Source organism: Dictyobacter vulcani (assembly GCF_008974265.1).
Lineage (GTDB): Bacteria > Chloroflexota > Ktedonobacteria > Ktedonobacterales > Ktedonobacteraceae > Dictyobacter > Dictyobacter vulcani.
In genome coordinates this window covers 144890-162524 of sequence record NZ_BKZW01000005.1, presented here as the reverse complement: position 1 = coordinate 162524, position 17635 = coordinate 144890, and the positions used below count along the sequence as shown (strand labels likewise).

Here is a 17635-nt window from a genome sequence, read left to right as displayed (position 1 = left end):
CGGGTTACGCTTATGTCAGACGGCACAACGGTGCTGGTTGCAGCGGCTCTGCTCTTAATCGTGACCGTTGTCGCCTTCGTACTATCGAGGCGTCCACAGACCGAGGTGGCCACTGCTGGAGTAACACCAGAGATCAGTACAGCCGAGGATACAACTACTGCTGGAGTAACACCAGAGGTCAGTACGACCGGTGATACAACTACTGCCGGGACAACGCCGGAAGTTGGCACCGTCGGCGAAGGCCAAGAACTAAATTCAGAGGTACAAGAATAAACTATGCCTGCAATTCATGTGGATAATGTATCGTTCACGTATACTGGTTCGGTGCATCCCACGTTGCGTTCACTGGATGTAACCATCCCTGAAGGTGAATTTCTATTGCTGGCCGGGCCATCCGGGTGCGGGAAGTCAACTCTCGCCCTGGCCCTGGCCGGCCTGATCCCTGAACGCATCGCGGGATCATTCGAAGGACATATCTATCTGGGCGACAAAGATGTGAGTGCGATGGATCTGCACCAGGTATCCCAGCACATCGGCATCGTCTTTCAAAATCCAGATGAGCAACTGGTCCATCTCGACGTGGAATCAGAGGTCGCCTTTGGGCCGGAAAACATGGCACTCCCAAACGCGGAAATTGAACGACGCGTAGCCCAGGCGTTAGCCTACACGCAGATGGAAGCGTTTCGCGACCTGGAAATCTTCGCGCTCTCCGGTGGTCAGAAGCAACGGGTTGCCATCGCCGCGACACTGGCCATGCAATCTCGCGTCTTGATTCTCGATGAGCCTACCTCCGACCTGGATCCAGTCGGTACCCAGGAGGTGCTGGGAGTGCTGCGCGCTTTGAACAAGCAGTATGGCTGGACAATCATTCTGATCGAGCACAAAATCGACGAGGTAATGCCCTGGGTAGATCGCGTGCTGCTGATGGATGCGGGTCGCATTGCGGTTGATGCTCCGGCACGCGCGGCCTTCTCCAATCTGGAACCCTGGCAACGCTTAGGCGTCGCCATACCGCAAATGGTCACCCTGGCACACGCACTCCCGGATGTTTTTCAATCCACCCTCCCGCTATCCGTCGATGAAGCCTACGCAGCCCTTCGTAACACAGCGTATGCACAAGCGCTCAGACAGCAAGCACAGCAGTCGAGCGCGATCCATCCGCTGACAAATAGACAGGAAAAGAGCGTCCTCTCCTGGAAAAAAGTGAGCCTGAACTACGGTGACAAACAGGTGCTTGACGGCGTGGATCTCACGATCCAGCAGCAGGAATGGGTAGCATTGATCGGCGCCAACGGCATGGGCAAAACATCGCTGGCATCACTCGCGATGGGCTTTCAAGCTCCAACCCATGGCCGCATACACTATGAGGACCAACAGGTAATTCCCGGTCGGATCGCACGCCAATCCGAACACATGGCCTATCTGTTTCAGGCTGCCGATAAGATGCTCTTTACCGCGACTGTCGAACAGGAATTATTGTTTGGTCTGAAACATCAGCGCAAGCGCAACAAGCAGGCAACGATCCCCTATAGCATTGATCAATTGCTAGAGATCATTGATCTCACCGCATATCGGCACTTTAATCCTTTCCATCTCAGTCATGGTCAACGCAAACGTCTGGCACTTGGCGCCCTGCTCACACGCTATCCACGCGTTTTTATCCTGGACGAACCAACAACGGGACAGGACGAGGGGCACGCGCAGGCCTTTTTACAATTTTTGGAACAGTTACGCGAACAGGAACGCCTGACCTATCTGATGATTACGCATAATATGGAAGCGGTGGCTCGCTATGCCAACCGTGTCGTTGTACTCAACGCCGGACAAATTGTGATGGATGATGCTCCTGCGTATGTCTTTGCGCGTAATGAGGAACTGGCCCGTTATGGAATTCTGGCACCGCCGGTTGCGCAGTTACACGCAAGATTGTGTGAAGGTGATGCACGTCAGGTCGCGCTTAACATTGATGTACTGGTAAAATCATTTCAAGCACTAAAGGTATTTTTATGATCAACTGGCTACTCTATTTTCTCTCGCAATCGCTCCTCGCACGCACCATCATTAGCTACATACTTATGTTCATCGTTCCCTTCACGCTACCGGCCTTTTTGATCACCCTGGTTGGAGTACAGGGACTACGACACCTATTTTCATATGAACCGCAAGTAACATTTGTGCACACGCTTGATGCGCGTATCAAAGTGCTGTATCCATTTATCATCAGCACACTGAGCATTCTGCTGAACTGGAACTTTGTCTATCTCTTATTGATCTTCGCCATCATCCCCTGGATACTGGTTCGACCTTCCGCAGCGCGCACACGTGTCGTGTTAACCATGGTAATGATACCGGCACTCGGTATCATCTGGTCCCAAAGTCTGTATTACACAGTATCTACAACGGGACTGCACATGCTCTACAGTTTTCCATCTACCGTGAGCTGGCTCGGAACACCAGGAGTATCAAGGGAGGGCCTTGTAAATGGTTTACAGCAAGCCGGACGCGTGATGGTAGCAACTTCAGCCACGCTCATCCTGCTCATGACCACAAAACCATCGGAGATCATCTGGGCTTTTTATAAATTTCGCATGCCGGCCACCGTTGGTCTGGCCTTTACCGTCGCGCTACGCTTCTTGCCCCAATTAATCGAGCGCACAACGGTCTTACTACAGGTTGTCCAGGTACGAGGATACGATCTCAGTCGTCCCACCTGGCACGAAGCGTCTGCCTGGCCTGGTTACCTGCGCCGTATCTTCACCGTTATTCCTATTGTAACGGTCCCACTGCTGATCGGCTCACTACGCTCTACCTCTACAACCGCCATGGTCGTCGATGCCCGTGCCTTTGGAACACAGCAGAAGAGAACCTTTATGCATGAGCACCGCCTGCAAAAAAACGATTATCTGGCAATCGGCGCGCTGGCCTTATTAACATTAGGCGTCATCCTTTTGCTCGTATTAAACATCGCGGTACGCCAATCGTAGCGGCAGCGCTTGCCGCTGCAACCTCTTCGCGCATGAGCATGTAGCTTGCTCGTACGTCCACAGGTCGCAACCGTGAAGGCTGCCGGTACAAAAGGATAAGGAAAATGATATCTGAGAACAATATTCATGCGCTTACTGGTCGCTCATTCAGTTGTCTATTATTTGATGTGGGTAATACGCTCTGGCGGAAAGATCCACAGCGGCTACCTGCGTTGGAACTGGTCGCGCAACAGCAGGCCGCAGGTATCGCCCGCCGCTTTAGCGCGTCCACTCCACTTGCGACCTGCGATGATGTCAGTTTGGGCCGCACATTACACGAGGAAATCCTACGTCAATTTCAGCTTGCCATCACACACCAGCCGGGGATTGAGCCGACAGGAGAAGCTATGGTCAAGCAGGCGTTTAAGGCGTTAGAACTTGAAGAGGCGATAACGAAGTCTATGCGGCTATTTTTGAAGCGCTGCGTGTGCGCATTTTTCAATCACGGCAACTCTTTCCAGACGCGCTATCGACATTACAGGAATTGCAGAGGCGCTCATTTCAACTGGGTATGGTGACGAATCGTTACTGGGGAGGCGCGCCCTTTCAAGAGGATCTGCAGTTACTGGGTATGGTGGACTATTTTGAGCCGGCTAAGACGATTGTTTCGGCCGATGAGCATATACGCAAACCCAATCCACATATATTTACCCGGGCGCTTGCAGCTTGCCAGGTGGATAAAAGTATGGCCATCATGATCGGCGATTCATTGATTGCTGACGTGGCTGGTGCTCAACAACTATCTATGTTTGCTGTCTGGAAACCAGCACGCTATGAAGAAGTAAGCCAGTATCTGACAACGTCCGAAGGTATGACTGTCACTGAATATAACCATCGGCAACTGGCCCTCCTCAAAGACCACGGCACAATAGAGGCTCCCCCTATTCCTGCTAAAAACCAGAAGAGTACTCACCTGCAACACTTCGCCACTGGTCTTATCCGGCCCCAGCTCATCATTAACAATGTCAGTGAGCTTTTAGACTGGCTTTAACGCAACACACAGACGATCTCACTATTGTTTGTCAGTATCTTTTAGGCAGTTGTTTCCGGCTCGGCTTTCTTCGGTGAAGCGATATTGGTCAAGGCCTTCTCAAGGGCGGGTACCAGCGCTTCAGCTAGCAGAGGTGCCAGTGCTTCCGCCAGAGCAGGTGCCAGCGCTTCAGCCAGGATCGCAGTTTCAACTGGCGATGACTGTGATCCAGAACGCGTTGAAGGAAGCAGCGAAGCCATTAACTCTTCGGTTACAGCAGCCCTGATGGCATCGTTCGCTGTTTTCGGATGGGGTGGGTTATCAAGCAACTCTTTAATCAGAGCCTCCACCATAGGATCCATATGGCCTTTGGTTTTTGCTTGTTCAGAATTCGTAGTCATGGTGATGTTTCCTTTGCATTGAGAGATGTAAGCCCTCTAGAGAGGTTTGCAGCGAACACCAACCGATATTCGCTGCAAACCTCTCTTTTTTCTTTTCGCTCAAAGGTTGGGACATTCCTCAACTTTTGAGCATGCCCGGAAAGGCTGAAAAAAAAAGTGGTTGACGCCGGGATACGTTATACTGTCTCTTTCTCACGCTCTTCACGGCGACTTAGTAACGTCGCCACCAGCAGTGGATTGATGCCTTCACCGCGCTCCTCGCGCTCTTCACGGCGACCCACCAGGCTTGCTAGCAATAAGGGATTGATGCCTTCGCCACGCTCTTCACCGCGCTTCATCAACGTCGCCAGCAGCAATGGATGAATCCCTTCGCCGCGCTCCACACGCTCTTCACCGCGCTTCACCAGGGCTGCGAGCAGCAGAGGATTGATGCCTTCGCCACGCTCTTCACCGCGCTTCATCAACGTCGCCAGCAGCAATGGATGAATGCCCTGACCGCGCTCCTCGCGCTCTTCACGGCGGCTCATCAGCACTGCTAGCAGCAGTGGATTGATGCCCTCTTTGCGCTCTTCGCCTTCTTCGCGCTCCTCACGGCGATTCATCAATACCGCTAACAACAATGGATTGATGCCTTCGCCGCGCTCTTTGCGCTCTTCACGGCGGCTCAGCAGGGTTGCCAGCAAGAGAGGAGGAATTCCTTCGCCCTGCTCTTCACGGCGATTCATCAACGTTGCCAGCAGCAATGGATGAATGCCCTCGCCACGCTCTTCACGCTCTTCACGACGGCTCATCAGCGCGGCTACCAGCAATGGCATTCCACCGACAACACCTTCTGTTGTGCCTTCACGCTCTCCACGAGCCTCCGAAATTCGCTCACGTACAGTACCGGCCATAATAAATCTCCTTTCGGGAAATCTGGTTTACATATTTAAAGCACTCTCTATTTATGAGAGGGTTATGAGCAATACAAGAAAACTTGAACAGTAGCTAGAAAAAGTAAAGGGTATGTAAGCTTTCCATCTGTATTCCCTTCGTTATTATAAAAGCCGCCTGCATAATAGATCTTTAAATATATTGTTTTTATTTCCGGAATAAGTAGGACCATGTTACCAGTGTGTAGAACGAGTTCAACTTTTCTAACGTATTAGATGAAAGGTAGTGGTTTTTATTGATCAGTTTTTTGTATAATTTGCAAGTAATACTAGATTTTATTATTGTGTATTCTTCAATATTGGTAGTAGAAAAACATTCACCATATCAAGTTGGTCGCATAATGTATTCTCGCCAGAGATATAAATCTAGTTAATATATTGTGTCTATCATTTCCTTTAACAGATTTTTCCATCCTTCACAACTGTATGGACTTCTGCTAAAGGAAAGCGTGCAATTTTTTCCAGGAGAGAAATAGAATGCAAGACAAAACTTTTTCACAGGCAGTACAAGATTTACAAGAAAGAATATCCAGCAATTTAGAAGATTCAATGAACCATATGCTCCTCCACCGCACAACCGCCAGCGATGCTACCCTGGAGATCCAGGATGACAAAGTGCGCGAAGTCGTCACCAACGAACTGATTACGGATCAACTCATCGCTTTGCTCTCCTTGATGAGAGATTTGCGTATGCTTGATAAAGAGCAGTACGATGAGTTCACAGACTACCTCCAACGCGCCCTTGCCGCCCAGCATCATGTTGTTACCAACTGGAAAACTTCCAGGTGATCAATTCCTGATCACTACGCTCCATACATATAGAGAACAAAAAAGAGCGGCGACTCAATGGGGAGAGCATGCCATAAAAGAAAGAGATACCCCTCGCGGTCAGGTGCGATAATAAAACCATAACCGTAAACCAACTTTAGTGGAAAGCGAAATCGTGTTATGGCAGAATTTATAGTCCAGGATATCGTTCCTGGCGTACAGTTTGTAGCAGGCGGCATCTGCAATCGCGGCCTCATTGCTGCGGGTGGAGATGTGCTGGTCATCGATTCTGGTATCAGCGTGGCCGAGGCTGCTCCATTGCGTGCCGCCGTGAATAATCTACACGACCAGGGGTATTTGACATTATTCAATACCCATCCCCACGTGGACCATGTCTTTGGCAACCAGGCATTCGCTGACGCAGCCATCATCGCACACCAGGGGGTACGTGATAATATGCTCACGACTGCCGCCGCAACACTGGAAGGGATTAAAAAGAACAATCCTCAGATGGCGGAACAGCTCGGCGAGATAACGATCACACCGCCCAATCTCACATTTCAAGATCGACTGACCGTCTTCGTTGGCGAGATCGAAGTACAATTGATCTATATCGGAGTAGCACATAGCCCCAGCGATAGTGTGGCCTGGCTTCCACAATCGAAGACGTTATTCACAGGCGATCTTCTCTTCAACGACATGGTACCAGCCATGCCTCCCGGTGGAAATGCCGCCAACTGGATTAAGGCACTGGACCAATTGAAGCAGTTGGGAGCCGAGCATGTCATTCCAGGCCATGGTCTCCAGCAATCACCGCAGGCACTCGACGATCTACAGAACTGGATCAAACATCTCTACCAGCAACTAACGAACGCCATCGAGCAAGGCTGGGACAAAGAGACCGCCATCGCCAGAATCCCGGCCGAGATGCAAAAGATTGCTTCCCGCGACCGTGAGGAGCGCTTCCCCGGCGCAATCGGCCTGATCTATGACGAAGTGAAACAACAGAAAAACGCTTAAACCATAACGACGGATCTCTGGATGAGCAAGCTCGAGCAATCTACCGCATCACAAGGACATCAGAGACCAGTTTTTGAAGAATTATCTGGAAGTTGAAAGAAATGGGAATAAACTACTGGCAGGGTGTGTTATGATAGGTGTATGACATCAAAAAGAAATTGGATTGCTTCTGTGGGAAATGGTTTCTCCAGGCTTCAATGGGTTGAGAGATGTTCACGCAGGAGTATAAACACATGAGACTATATGTTGGGGGACTCCCCTATCAGACAACAGAGCAGGACCTTGGCGACTTTTTTGCACAAATTGGAGAGGTCACACAGGCTTCGGTTATCACCGATCGTGAGACCGGTCGCAGTAAAGGCTTTGGCTTTGTCGAAATGGCTTCCGATGAGGAGGCACAGGCTGCTATCGCACAACTCAATGGCAGCATGTTAGGAAATCGTACGATCACTGTTAATGAGGCACGTGAGCGCCAGGCATCCGGAAACCGTGGTTTCCAGGGCCGTGACAACTACTCACGTAACGATCGCTACTAAATCCACAATTAAGTAGGATCAAGCGGTCAAAAAACAAAAAAGCAGGTCGGCCTATTGGCTGGCCTGCTTTTTTAACTCCGACAGAAGAGCTTCCTTTATTAAATCACTCACCACATGCGCTTAAAAATCTATCAAAAAGAGGCCATTTCTTACAAGTCTGTATCCTATTCCCCCATAGCCCACATGGCGGACATTGACCCCTTTATGTCGTTGATAACGTCTATGAACAGATTACCTGACATAGCAGCCAGCCTTTCCGCATATGTCTTCATCAGGACGAGGCCAGGAAAGCGATAAAGCGCGGCAGGAGCATGGTTAGGAGTCCACTGCTGGCGATGATGACAGCCAGTGCAAGCAATTTGTTGCGTTTCCCGCGCAGTGTCAGGGCCTGCAGGCTATACCAGATCAGCCAGCAGGCCAGAAACACTGGCAGACTGACAGACATGGCGATCCAGGCTCCTAACCAGGAAAAGCCATCGTGCACGATGACGCCCAGGAAAAAGATCAAGGGCAATCCCCAGGTCACAATCAAAATCCAGGTTTTGGCCCGCGACACCAGAAAAACTCCATACGGGATCCTGTTGGTGGCTCTGCGCTTCGCCCACTGCTTGCGCGTTACCTGGAGCCTCTGAAAGACGACCGCGACAATAAAGACCTGTGTACAGAGATCAAACAAAAAGACCAGGCTACGTGTCCAGAAGGTCGTCGGTTCAATCTCTGAGATGCTCCAATCATAGTTACTGGGCATATTGAAGAGCGCGGAGTCCAGCATATGGGCCAGTCCAAAGCGCAGCCAGTGCCAGTAGCCATACTGGCGCGCCGTAAAACCGCCGAACTCGAGAGCAACGTGTCGACAGACCTGCGAAAACGACACCAGGGTCACAATCACGCCCAGCAGCGTTATCGAAAGGTGAAACGGCGCATTCTCCTTCTTAATGAACTCCCCCTCCATCAAGTACACATACATAATGAAGGATGCCATCACCAGCAGGATGCCATAGCAGCCAATGCTCAGCGGATTCCATATCCGATTGAGTGCCTCAATAACGGCCAGTAAGCCATAAAGTACGAACGAACCGACAACCATAAAAATCGAGAAAAATAAAATCTCATCCAGTTCCGCCTTCCCCTCACTTACCTCCTCTATTTCTGGCACCTCAGTATACGTAGTCGTAACAAGCGTCGTCTCTATCTCTACCGTTTTGTTTTCCACACAAGATCCCTTGCACCTAAAAAATACATAGAATAATTTCGATCTATTTCCACCATTCTACAAAAGAAACACCAAACGCGCAACAACAACTATACTGACGATCGATAAAAACCATCGGTCGTCAGTATAGAAAAACGTGTTTTAATGCGGTTGGATTAACGTTCGCGTGGGAATTTGATGGATCAGATAGGGGTGTAGCCGCGCACGCGGAGAGAGCTCAAAGGTGTTGTATGCCTGGGCCATCGCAGCGATACAGGCAGCGGCATTGGTCAGAATACATTCAGTAATGGCGTTAATACCATGAATCTCTGCAACAGAATACATCACCGAGATATCGGTTGCGCCAACAAAGGGCCGCACATCGCCAGATGCCAGCGGAGAAACCAGGAGTTTGGGTACACCCAGAGGAAGAGAACGCATAGCCGCCGTCGCGAGTCGTGAACCTCCATCACCGCCCAGTCCCAGGATCCCATGGAGGCGACCACGAGCAAACTGTTCAACGATCGTGGCTGTAACACCTTTAGCCATCAGCGCGATGGCAGTATTTTGATCAACGGAAGCTAGTTGAGCGACATCAATACGGGCCGCGCGAGCCACCACCTCACGTGTGATATCCGGTTGAATTGAAGGATCTCCTTTAATGCCAGCATCCACCAGCAGAACACGACATCCCTGTGCCACAATACGCTCACGCACATACGCATACTCAGATCCCCGCGTGTCCAGCGTCCCAAGCAATACAACTGTCGTCATCAGCACACTTCCTTACTTTGCATCACATACTATGGATCACAAAGAACAGATCGGTAAGTATTTGACATATTCGCAGCATGTCATAAGTATACAGCACAAAAGGCCCACTCGCCAGTAGCGGCAGCCTTTAAGGCTGCGACCAGTCCACGTATGGACCACACAATGCTTTTAAATAGATACTTCGACACATAAAAATAGTAGGAATTGCCCTGATGACCCGATTATCTATCTTGATACCATAAATTCCAGACCATGAAATCATTCACTTTAGCATTTGTCCCAATGAGGCAGAGCAGCCACCAGACAGCTCTTCGGTTTGTGAGATGACTTCATCTATACCATCCAGCCACGTGATGCGTGGTTTGAGTAGAAAAGAGGATAGATAGTGATGGGTAATTCCAGAAAAAAAATAGCCCTGATCACGCTTGGGCTTTTCATTGTGGGTCTGCTGGGGGCAGTTGCTTTACTGAACTCACCACTACTGCACGGACCACAATCCAATAAATCCGCAGGCTCAAAAAATGCTACGCCCCAGGCCATGAGCACTTCAGCCGCGACACAGACACTGGGGACGCAGCGGGATATGGTGCTTCCATATGATCAGATGCCCGGTGCCGCTCAGAGCTCGATTAAAGTAGCGGTAGATGGTGAGGAGATCTTTGTCGAGAAGTATAAGGATATCAACTATGCCCGCTTCGCTTTCCGCGGAACGGCCCAGATTACGATCACTTCACCCAATGCAGCCAGCTATACCATCAGTCCTAAAAGTTATCAACTTCAGCCAACCATGAAGCAGAATACACTGACCTTCGCACTGAATCAGCCCCGCAAACTTATCTTGCAGGGCAATGATGAGAAACTCTTCCTTTTTGCCGATGCACCGGAGGAAAACGCGCCGGCACTCGGCGATCATAATGTGATTGATGTGACAAAATATGCGTCCGATCGTACCGGGAACAAGATTCAAACCGCCCAGATTCAGCAAGCAATTGATGACGCATCCAAAACACAGGGCATCGTCTACTTTCCCCAGGGTAAATATGTCACAGGCACGCTTAAAATGAAAAGCAATATGTCGCTCTACCTGTCCAGCGGCGCGTTACTGTCGGGGAGCGGTAATGCGCAGGATACCGCGGAACACTTTTTGCTTTTCCAGGATGTCCAGAACAGTAAACTCTATGGTCGAGGCACCATAGATCTCCATGGCATGGAGCTACGCCGCACGGCTGGCTCAAGTGGACGTGTGAAAATCATTCGTACCATCAATGCGAAAAAATATTGTCCTGCAAGACGTGGTTCTGCGCGACTCTGGCTCCTGGACCGTGCATCTGGTAGCTTCGGATGGCGTGAAGGTCAATAACCTGAAACTGCTGAATGATCCAGATAACACCAACAACGATGGCATCGATCCAGATGGCTCACGCAACGTCGCAATCGATGGTGCCTTCATCTATACCACCGACGACTGTTTTGCCGTCAAGACCAGTGGCGCCTTCCACATGATCCAGCCAACCCGGCATATCCTGATCCAAAACTCTGTCTGCTACACAAAAAAGTCGGCCTTAAAGGTTGGTACCGAGACCAAGGATACGCTCTCGGATATTACGTTTGCCAATAACAATGTCGTGCATGCGGACCGCGTGATCGCCCTGTATATGGCCGATGGCAATACGATGGAAAACATCACCTATGACAACAACTGGTCGGAAGCCATTGGTGGCAACTCCAAGCAGCGTCTGATCGATATCGCCATTACCAATCGCTCGGGCATCGGCTTGATCAAGAACGTGAAGATCATCAACTATACCGCGTATCAGCCCGGCCGCAATCCCTCGGTGATCAAGGGAATGGACGATCATATCGTTAATGTGTTCTTCAAACACCTGAAGATTGCTGATGAACTCATAAGCAGCGCATCCGAGGCCGGAATTGACAGTTCAAACGCCGACCTCACCTTTATCACGCCCTGAACCAATCTCTTGTAGGTTCGGAGCTTGCCTCCGATTACCCGGGCTATCGAGGTCGGTGAGGACTTCATCGAGCTCGATCAACAGATAATCGATGGCCCTCAGGAGCGGTTGGTCGAGTTGACTCTGTTGGAGGACCTGCTGACGCTCACGGGCGGTCTGGACAAAGGTGTGATAGAACCAGAGTTTGTCGGCTTTGCCACGTGTGAAGGCGGCGTAGGCTTGCTCGCCTTCGAGATAGACCTGTTTGCGTAGGTCGCGCGCATTCTGGAGCTTGTCGGCGCACTTGATCAGCAGTGCAGCCGTTGAGGCGCGCAGGACCTGCTGGAGATAGCCTTCTTTGCGTTCGCGCCAGGGAGCCTTGGTAGCGCCACCAGTCCCTGGTTCGGTACATTCTTCGACCAGGGCCAGCACTTCAGGACCAAGTTGGTCCTGGATCAATTCGCGGGTGGCGGCACCTTGATCCTCGATAGCATCGTGGAGGAGGGCCGCCGCCACCGCGACCTCTGGAGCACCATTGGATTGGACGATACCGGCAACTTCCAGCAGGTGCCCCAGATACGGTGTATTGGGAACAATTGAAGTTTTGCGGGTCTGTGCGGCATGTAGCTGAGCGGCCAGTGTAAAAGCACGAGTCAACAGTGTTTCCATATGGCATCCTTTCCTCACTCGATGGATCTTCAGGCAATACTTGCTTTCCAGTGGAAGCTCACCAGAACCTCCTGTTAAAACAATGGACGAAAAGTGGAGAGTAGATATTCGGACACCTTCCAGTATAGTGGCCGCTTCTCCCAGTTGGCCAGTGTCAGCTCATAGGCCTGAGATACATCATATTCAAAAATCTTTTCCATCTGCCTGGCAACCGCGTGATCATAGAGTTCAAGGTTGACCTCAAAGTTCCCGACCATACTCAAACGATCCAGATTAGCGGTTCCAACGGTCGACCAGACACCATCCGCGGTCGCAGTCTTTGCATGTATCATAGCATCCGAGTACAGCAATAAGCGAATGCCGCCTTTCAGACACTGGGTATAAAAGCCGTGGGAGAGCCAATCGGCAATGATATGATTAGACTTGGCTGGAACCAGTATGCGCACATCGACGCCGCGCCGCGCGGCTTTTAGTAACGAGTACAGAACAGCCCGATCCGGAATAAAGTAAGGATTGGTCAGATAAAAGCTTTCCTGCGTCCGGTCGATAGTCTCCAGGTACATTGAGCGAATGGGAAACATGAAGAGCATAGGATCATTGCGCTGTACGATCAGGTTGGAATCCCAATCACGTCTGGTGAGCTCTGGTAACTCTGCTTGGCGCTTCTTTTTGTATTCATTCCAGAAATCGATAAAACTATTCTCGATCTCCCAGGCTCCCGGACCCTGGACACGCACATGGGTATCACGCCATTTGCGGGCATAGAGGTCACCGATATTATAGCCACCAAGATAGCCAATCAGATCATCAACTATCAATACTTTGCGATGATCACGGGCATAGGTCTTCAGCGTCAACGGTCGGAAAGGAAACGAGATCAATGGATAGCGCAGCACGTGGATCGCAGGATCGAATTGGAAGAAAGCCGCAGAGACGACCAGATTGGCGAATTGATCATAGATGATGTAGACTTCAACCCCACGCTGCGCGGCCCGCTGCAAGGCATCCTTAAACTTGTTGCCGATCACATCATTTTTCCAGATAAAGGTCTCAAAGAGGATTCGCTTCTGCGCGTGCTCGATATCCGCTAGCATCGCCTGATAAAGATCATTGCCATAGGTATAGAGTTGTACCTTACTCTTATCTACATGTACCGGCGGCTCATCGCGCAGACTCAAAAAATGTCCCTGCGGATGGCCATGCCTGCGGATCGTATCAACCAGCACCAGGATAATACTGATCAGCGTTGGAGGAACCAGCAATGCAGCCAGCAACCAGCGGATCCACTGGCTCATGGATATCTTCAGCAATCTCGCAAGCATAATAGATCATCTTTCCCGAACACCACAAACGCAAATACACATGCTCCTATCAAATAGTATTCGACACAAAGCGCTATTTGTCACCCATCAAAGGAATGATTTTAGCCGGACCAGCATACCTTTTGTCCGTCATGCAACATATTTTATTTGTGATTTTTTACTGTTTGAATGGTTTATAATAGAGGACAGATACTCACAGTGATACGTTAGCAGTGTGACTTCTGCGGCAAAACTTGACGTTCTTGCGCTACTTCTTTAAAATTGAGCAAGCAGCGTACGCTTGCAGTTAGATCACGCATGCACAAAGGAGCAAGGATGGCGGATCGCATTGGGCAGCGACTAGGGAACTATACGATTAAACAACTCCTGGGCCAGGGCGGCTTTGCCGAGGTATATCTCGGTGAGCATCTCTACCTGAAGTCACTGGCTGCCATTAAAATACTTCAAACCCGGCTGTCTGGTTCAGATGATACAGATAGCTTCCTGACAGAGGCACAGACAATTGCGCGATTAGCACACCCGAATATTGTGCGGGTGATGGATTTTGGTATTGATGGCGAGACGCCTTATCTGGTGATGGATTATGCGCCCAACGGCACGTTGCGGCAACGCCATCCCCGGGGAACCGCATTACCACTGGCAACGATTCTTCCCTATGTGGTCCAGGTCTCGGATGCCTTGCAGTATGCCCATGATGAACATATTATTCACCGCGACATTAAACCTGAGAATATGTTGCTGGGTAGACGCAATGAGGTACTGCTCAGTGATTTCGGCATCGCGCTGGTAGCCCAGAGCTCACGCTATCAAGGCACACAGGATGTGATTGGTACGGTCGCCTATATGTCGCCCGAGCAGATTCAAGGGAAGCCACGACCGGCCAGCGATCAGTATTCCCTGGCGGTTGTCGCCTATGAATGGCTGACTGGCGTCCGACCATTCCATGGTTCGTTCACAGAGATGTGTACGCAGCACATGTTTGCCGCTCCCCCACCGATCCGTGAGAAACTGGCCGATATCTCGCCTGCGGTAGAGCAGGCCGTCATGCGCGCACTGGATAAAGATCCCAAAAAGCGCTTTGAGCATATCAAGGATTTTGCCGCAGCCCTGCAACAGGCAAACCAGGAAAATCCGTCATATCAAACAGAACTGATGTCGCCCACAGCCGCAAATACATCCTACAGTACAGTCGCCATGCAGACCGGCAGCAGTAATCCTGGCCAACCTGCAATTACTCCTCCTATAACGGCAGCGCCCTATACGGCCATGCAGTCCCAACCCATGGGACAGGGAACCAGCAATCCCGGAAAAACAGAACAGGAGCAGAAGTCAAACCAGGCTGGACAGTTTAATCAAACTGGCCGACCAGCCAATACGGCCCATTCATCGACAACCGTAGCTCAGACCAATTTTAATACCAGCAGCAATCCCAATAATCCCCCCCAGCAACAGCCATCCCGGCCCAATCAAACACCGGGAGCAGGCGGGCAGTTTGGTCCACAAAAGATGATCCTGCCAGGCCAACCGCCACAAGGAGGCAATCCCGCCGGACAACAACAGCGTCCACAGGGACAGCAACGGCCTCCCCAGCAGTCCTATCAGGGGCAACAACCATATGCCAATATGGGACAGGCACAGGCGCAGAGGCCAGCACAACATCCGCAACAGTTCAATGGACCACAGCAGGGCCAGCAGTTTGGTGGTCCTCAGCAGCAAGGCTACCAACAGCAAAATCGGCCCGCACCTTCACAGTTTTCGCAACAGAGTCAAACCCCTATGCGTTCGACTCCACCCCGACATAGTGAGGACGACTATGATGAGCCTCGGCAGCGACCACAGCCGCGTTCACATGCAGCAGAGCAGCCACAGGAATCACTGGCGGATTGGTTAGGACCCCTGAATAGCTTGAAGTGGCCGATTATTGCCACCATCGCCGGCATCATTCTTTTCTGTTTCATGTATAATTTCCATGTCGAAATTTACTACCGCTTCATGCCAATGCTCCTGCTGATCCCACTATTCTTTGGCGCCGCCTTTGGTCCCATTGTGGGGATCCTGGTAGGTGCCGGTGGTGCCCTGATCGCTGATTTCATGTATCGTAGCAACGACAGCCTGACAGCTAGCTTGTTCCGCTATACACGCTTTCCACAGCTTCATGCCTGGTGGTTTCTACTGGTCTTTTATGGCTTTGCCGGACTACTCACAGGACTCTCCATGCTACGCCGCAGAAAGTTTCCGAGTATCGGTTCGTCGCTACGCGCCACTATGTTAGCCGTGATCGGTATGGCAGCAGCCCTCGGCTACATCCTGTTCAGCGCCAAAGAGCTACGCTCCTTCCCGAGTTTGGACTGATCATCCTGGCAAACATCGTCATCAGCCTGATCATTCTCATCGTCTATAGCATCATCGGACGTTTGGTCGATCCAGCGTAAAACCAACAATTGAAATTGAGAAGATAGTAGAAGTGCCGGGTGACCATGGTCGCCCGGCACTTCTACTATCCACACAAGGGTGCGAGCGCACTACTTATCTTTTCCGGTGGACCTCACCTGCCGATGCGCCATCGCTTGCTGCCAGGCGGGCAGGGATCGAGGTGCAACTGGAGACTGCTCAACCACCTCCGAACTTTTCCTGGCGGCTGGCTTCCTGGTAGCAGGCAGTTTCTTAATTGCGGTGGGCTTTTTCTCTGCGGCTGCCTTTGTTCGTACCGCCTTGGACTTTGCAGTTGTAGTTCCTGCTGTCTCCGACGCCTTCACTTTTTTCACGGTCGCCTTCTTAGCGGCAGGCACTTTCACGGATGCTTTCGTCGTGGTAGCTTTTTTAGTGGTGGCCTTCGAGGCATCCGTTTCGCTTGCTCTGGCACGTGAGACTCGCGGCTTAGCAGTTGTAGTAGCAGGAGTTTTCGGTTTAGTCACCCTGGCAGTTGTCGAACGGGCGGTCCGGCTACGAGGGGCCTCACCACTGGCAGGCTTTGATGTGGTGGTGCGCCGCTTACGCGGAGCCGGCAGATCCTCTCCTGCCAGAGTGGCCTCGGCATGCATGGAGATGGTTTCTTCATAGAAGATATCTTCATCCTCCTGCCGGGACTTACCAGGAGCATGCAGGACCAGGCGCGCACCACCCTGCTGGGTCAGGACCGCCGTCGGCCATTCCGTAGCAATAACGGGATCCAGCGCATCGATAAACGCGGTGATATCTGGATAGCGATGCTGATAATCTTTATCCAGGGCCCGTAACAGGGCCTGATCTATATGCAGCGGAAGATCGGGGCGCAACTGACCGGGCGGTACTGGCTGCTCATGGAGATGCTGCTGCTGCAGGGCCGCCAGATTCTCACCCTCGAAGATACGCCGCCCGGTCAACATCTCATAGGCCATACACGCCAGAGCATACTGATCGCTCTCGCGGCGCACCTTGCCATGAAACTGCTCTGGAGCCATATATGAAGGCGTGCCGCCAATATTTCTCCCCTGTACATTGGTGGCCTTCAGGACACGCGCAATATCAAAATCCGAGATCAAAGCCTGATTTTCAGCATTAAATAAAATATTCTCCGGCTTCAGATCACAATGCACAATATTATGGTCATGGGCAAATTGCAGTCCCTCGCCAATCTGGCGCAGCAGGAAAAGCGCATCGTTGATCGGCAGTGGGCGCTTGCGCTGCCGCTGCAGCAGGTCCCGCAGCGAACCATGCGGAGCATATTCCTTCACAATATAGGGAGCATTCTCATAGCTACCAAAATCAAGCACAGCCAGAATATGGGGATGCTGAAGTTGCTCCAGAATATGGGCTTCTTGATACAAAATATCATGCTTCGCCTCAGGATCAACAAAGGTCTTATGCAGAATCTTGATCGCCACAGTTCGATGCGCCAATGCTGTATGTGTCGCCTTATAGACATAGGCATACGCCCCCTGCGCAATCTCTCCCACAATACGATAATTACCAATCTCTTGCCCGACCTGGAACACCATAAAAACTCCTCGGTACGTTTATTTCTGACAGCAGATAAAATAAGCCTCTAATCGCCTGAAGCCCTCTGAATCGACGCGACTATTATACCACGCCTGCTTCTG

At 51.0% G+C, this 17635-nt stretch carries 18 protein-coding genes; 11 read left to right on the top strand and 7 right to left on the bottom strand.

Going from position 1 to position 17635, the window contains the following annotated elements; all coding sequences use genetic code 11:
* Nucleotides 1–12: 12 nt before the first annotated feature.
* From KDW_RS30560 to KDW_RS30540, 5 genes are all read left to right on the top strand, one after another.
* Nucleotides 13–273, top strand: coding sequence for a hypothetical protein (locus tag KDW_RS30560; RefSeq protein WP_151759671.1), 261 nt, complete (start codon nucleotides 13–15; stop codon nucleotides 271–273).
* Between the two features lie 3 nt (nucleotides 274–276).
* Nucleotides 277–2010, top strand: a complete 1734-nt coding sequence (locus KDW_RS30555; RefSeq protein WP_151759670.1) for an ABC transporter ATP-binding protein — start codon at nucleotides 277–279, stop codon at nucleotides 2008–2010.
* Nucleotides 2007–2984, top strand: coding sequence for an energy-coupling factor transporter transmembrane component T family protein (locus KDW_RS30550; RefSeq protein ID WP_151759669.1), 978 nt, complete (start codon nucleotides 2007–2009; stop codon nucleotides 2982–2984). The genes KDW_RS30555 and KDW_RS30550 overlap by 4 nt, the downstream gene beginning before the upstream one ends.
* Nucleotides 2985–3088: 104 nt before the next feature.
* On the top strand, nucleotides 3089–3541 hold the full coding sequence (locus KDW_RS30545) for a hypothetical protein (protein ID WP_151759668.1): 453 nt from the start codon (nucleotides 3089–3091) through the stop codon (nucleotides 3539–3541).
* On the top strand, nucleotides 3451–4014 hold the full coding sequence (locus KDW_RS30540; RefSeq protein ID WP_162005766.1) for an HAD family hydrolase: 564 nt from the start codon (nucleotides 3451–3453) through the stop codon (nucleotides 4012–4014). Before KDW_RS30545 ends, KDW_RS30540 begins: the two co-directional genes overlap by 91 nt.
* Nucleotides 4015–4055: 41 nt before the next feature.
* Here KDW_RS30540 and KDW_RS30535 read toward each other — a convergent pair whose 3' ends face one another.
* Together KDW_RS30535 and KDW_RS30530 are read right to left on the bottom strand one after the other, a co-directional pair.
* The gene (locus KDW_RS30535; RefSeq protein ID WP_151759666.1) at nucleotides 4056–4394 is read right to left on the bottom strand and encodes a hypothetical protein; all 339 of its coding nucleotides are present in this window, start codon (nucleotides 4392–4394) and stop codon (nucleotides 4056–4058) included.
* Nucleotides 4395–4570: 176 nt separating this feature from the next.
* The gene (locus KDW_RS30530; RefSeq protein WP_151759665.1) at nucleotides 4571–5287 is read right to left on the bottom strand and encodes a hypothetical protein; all 717 of its coding nucleotides are present in this window, start codon (nucleotides 5285–5287) and stop codon (nucleotides 4571–4573) included.
* A 516-nt stretch (nucleotides 5288–5803) separates the two neighbouring features.
* Here KDW_RS30530 and KDW_RS30525 point away from each other — a divergent pair.
* The 3 genes from KDW_RS30525 to rbp all read left to right on the top strand — a co-directional run bounded on the left by KDW_RS30525 (nucleotide 5804) and on the right by rbp (nucleotide 7650).
* Entirely contained in the window at nucleotides 5804–6115 is a 312-nt protein-coding gene (locus KDW_RS30525; protein WP_151759664.1) for a hypothetical protein, read from the top strand.
* 159 nt (nucleotides 6116–6274) lie between these two features.
* The gene (locus KDW_RS30520) at nucleotides 6275–7114 is read left to right on the top strand and encodes an MBL fold metallo-hydrolase (RefSeq protein WP_151759663.1); all 840 of its coding nucleotides are present in this window, start codon (nucleotides 6275–6277) and stop codon (nucleotides 7112–7114) included.
* A gap of 233 nt (nucleotides 7115–7347) precedes the next feature.
* Nucleotides 7348–7650, top strand: coding sequence for an RNA-binding regulator (gene rbp, locus KDW_RS30515; protein ID WP_151759662.1), 303 nt, complete (start codon nucleotides 7348–7350; stop codon nucleotides 7648–7650).
* A 271-nt stretch (nucleotides 7651–7921) separates the two neighbouring features.
* Here the strand turns inward: rbp and KDW_RS30510 are convergent, their stop codons facing one another.
* Together KDW_RS30510 and KDW_RS30505 are read right to left on the bottom strand one after the other, a co-directional pair.
* Nucleotides 7922–8863, bottom strand: coding sequence for a hypothetical protein (locus tag KDW_RS30510; RefSeq protein ID WP_151759661.1), 942 nt, complete (start codon nucleotides 8861–8863; stop codon nucleotides 7922–7924).
* 141 nt (nucleotides 8864–9004) lie between these two features.
* Entirely contained in the window at nucleotides 9005–9616 is a 612-nt protein-coding gene (locus tag KDW_RS30505) for a Tm-1-like ATP-binding domain-containing protein (RefSeq protein WP_151759660.1), read from the bottom strand.
* Between the two features lie 388 nt (nucleotides 9617–10004).
* On the opposite strand from KDW_RS30505, the gene KDW_RS30500 reads away from it, so the two are divergent.
* Nucleotides 10005–10976 (top strand): glycosyl hydrolase family 28-related protein, encoded by a 972-nt coding sequence (locus KDW_RS30500; protein WP_151759659.1) that lies wholly within the window; start codon nucleotides 10005–10007, stop codon nucleotides 10974–10976.
* Nucleotides 10939–11586, top strand: coding sequence for a glycosyl hydrolase family 28 protein (locus KDW_RS30495; RefSeq protein WP_233098039.1), 648 nt, complete (start codon nucleotides 10939–10941; stop codon nucleotides 11584–11586). The genes KDW_RS30500 and KDW_RS30495 overlap by 38 nt, the downstream gene beginning before the upstream one ends.
* On the opposite strand, the gene KDW_RS30490 is transcribed toward KDW_RS30495, so the two are convergent.
* Together KDW_RS30490 and KDW_RS30485 are read right to left on the bottom strand one after the other, a co-directional pair.
* Nucleotides 11554–12234 carry an HD domain-containing protein gene (locus KDW_RS30490; protein ID WP_151759657.1) on the bottom strand — a complete coding sequence of 227 codons (681 nt, stop codon included), beginning with the start codon at nucleotides 12232–12234 and terminating at the stop codon, nucleotides 11554–11556. The two genes, KDW_RS30495 and KDW_RS30490, sit on opposite strands and share 33 nt — an antisense overlap.
* A 74-nt stretch (nucleotides 12235–12308) precedes the next feature.
* A complete protein-coding gene (locus KDW_RS30485; RefSeq protein WP_233098038.1) occupies nucleotides 12309–13529 on the bottom strand; it encodes a phospholipase D-like domain-containing protein in 1221 nt (406 codons plus the stop codon).
* A gap of 342 nt (nucleotides 13530–13871) precedes the next feature.
* Between KDW_RS30485 and KDW_RS30480 the strand changes: the two genes are divergently transcribed.
* A complete protein-coding gene (locus tag KDW_RS30480) occupies nucleotides 13872–15908 on the top strand; it encodes a serine/threonine protein kinase (protein WP_162005765.1) in 2037 nt (678 codons plus the stop codon).
* A gap of 170 nt (nucleotides 15909–16078) precedes the next feature.
* Here KDW_RS30480 and KDW_RS30475 read toward each other — a convergent pair whose 3' ends face one another.
* Entirely contained in the window at nucleotides 16079–17533 is a 1455-nt protein-coding gene (locus KDW_RS30475; RefSeq protein ID WP_151759654.1) for a serine/threonine protein kinase, read from the bottom strand.
* Between the last annotated feature and the right edge of the window lie 102 nt (nucleotides 17534–17635).

Coding starts and splice junctions, on each gene's coding strand:
- KDW_RS30520 (WP_151759663.1), top strand. CDS start 6,275: ATGGCAGAATTTATAGTCCAGGATATCGTTCCTGGCGTACAGTTTGTA.
- KDW_RS30535 (WP_151759666.1), bottom strand. CDS start 4,394: ATGACTACGAATTCTGAACAAGCAAAAACCAAAGGCCATATGGATCCT.
- KDW_RS30530 (WP_151759665.1), bottom strand. CDS start 5,287: ATGGCCGGTACTGTACGTGAGCGAATTTCGGAGGCTCGTGGAGAGCGT.
- KDW_RS30555 (WP_151759670.1), top strand. CDS start 277: ATGCCTGCAATTCATGTGGATAATGTATCGTTCACGTATACTGGTTCG.
- KDW_RS30525 (WP_151759664.1), top strand. CDS start 5,804: ATGCAAGACAAAACTTTTTCACAGGCAGTACAAGATTTACAAGAAAGA.
- KDW_RS30500 (WP_151759659.1), top strand. CDS start 10,005: ATGGGTAATTCCAGAAAAAAAATAGCCCTGATCACGCTTGGGCTTTTC.
- KDW_RS30560 (WP_151759671.1), top strand. CDS start 13: ATGTCAGACGGCACAACGGTGCTGGTTGCAGCGGCTCTGCTCTTAATC.
- KDW_RS30550 (WP_151759669.1), top strand. CDS start 2,007: ATGATCAACTGGCTACTCTATTTTCTCTCGCAATCGCTCCTCGCACGC.
- KDW_RS30475 (WP_151759654.1), bottom strand. CDS start 17,533: ATGGTGTTCCAGGTCGGGCAAGAGATTGGTAATTATCGTATTGTGGGA.
- rbp (WP_151759662.1), top strand. CDS start 7,348: ATGAGACTATATGTTGGGGGACTCCCCTATCAGACAACAGAGCAGGAC.
- KDW_RS30480 (WP_162005765.1), top strand. CDS start 13,872: ATGGCGGATCGCATTGGGCAGCGACTAGGGAACTATACGATTAAACAA.
- KDW_RS30485 (WP_233098038.1), bottom strand. CDS start 13,529: ATGAGCCAGTGGATCCGCTGGTTGCTGGCTGCATTGCTGGTTCCTCCA.
- KDW_RS30545 (WP_151759668.1), top strand. CDS start 3,089: ATGATATCTGAGAACAATATTCATGCGCTTACTGGTCGCTCATTCAGT.
- KDW_RS30490 (WP_151759657.1), bottom strand. CDS start 12,234: ATGGAAACACTGTTGACTCGTGCTTTTACACTGGCCGCTCAGCTACAT.
- KDW_RS30505 (WP_151759660.1), bottom strand. CDS start 9,616: ATGACGACAGTTGTATTGCTTGGGACGCTGGACACGCGGGGATCTGAG.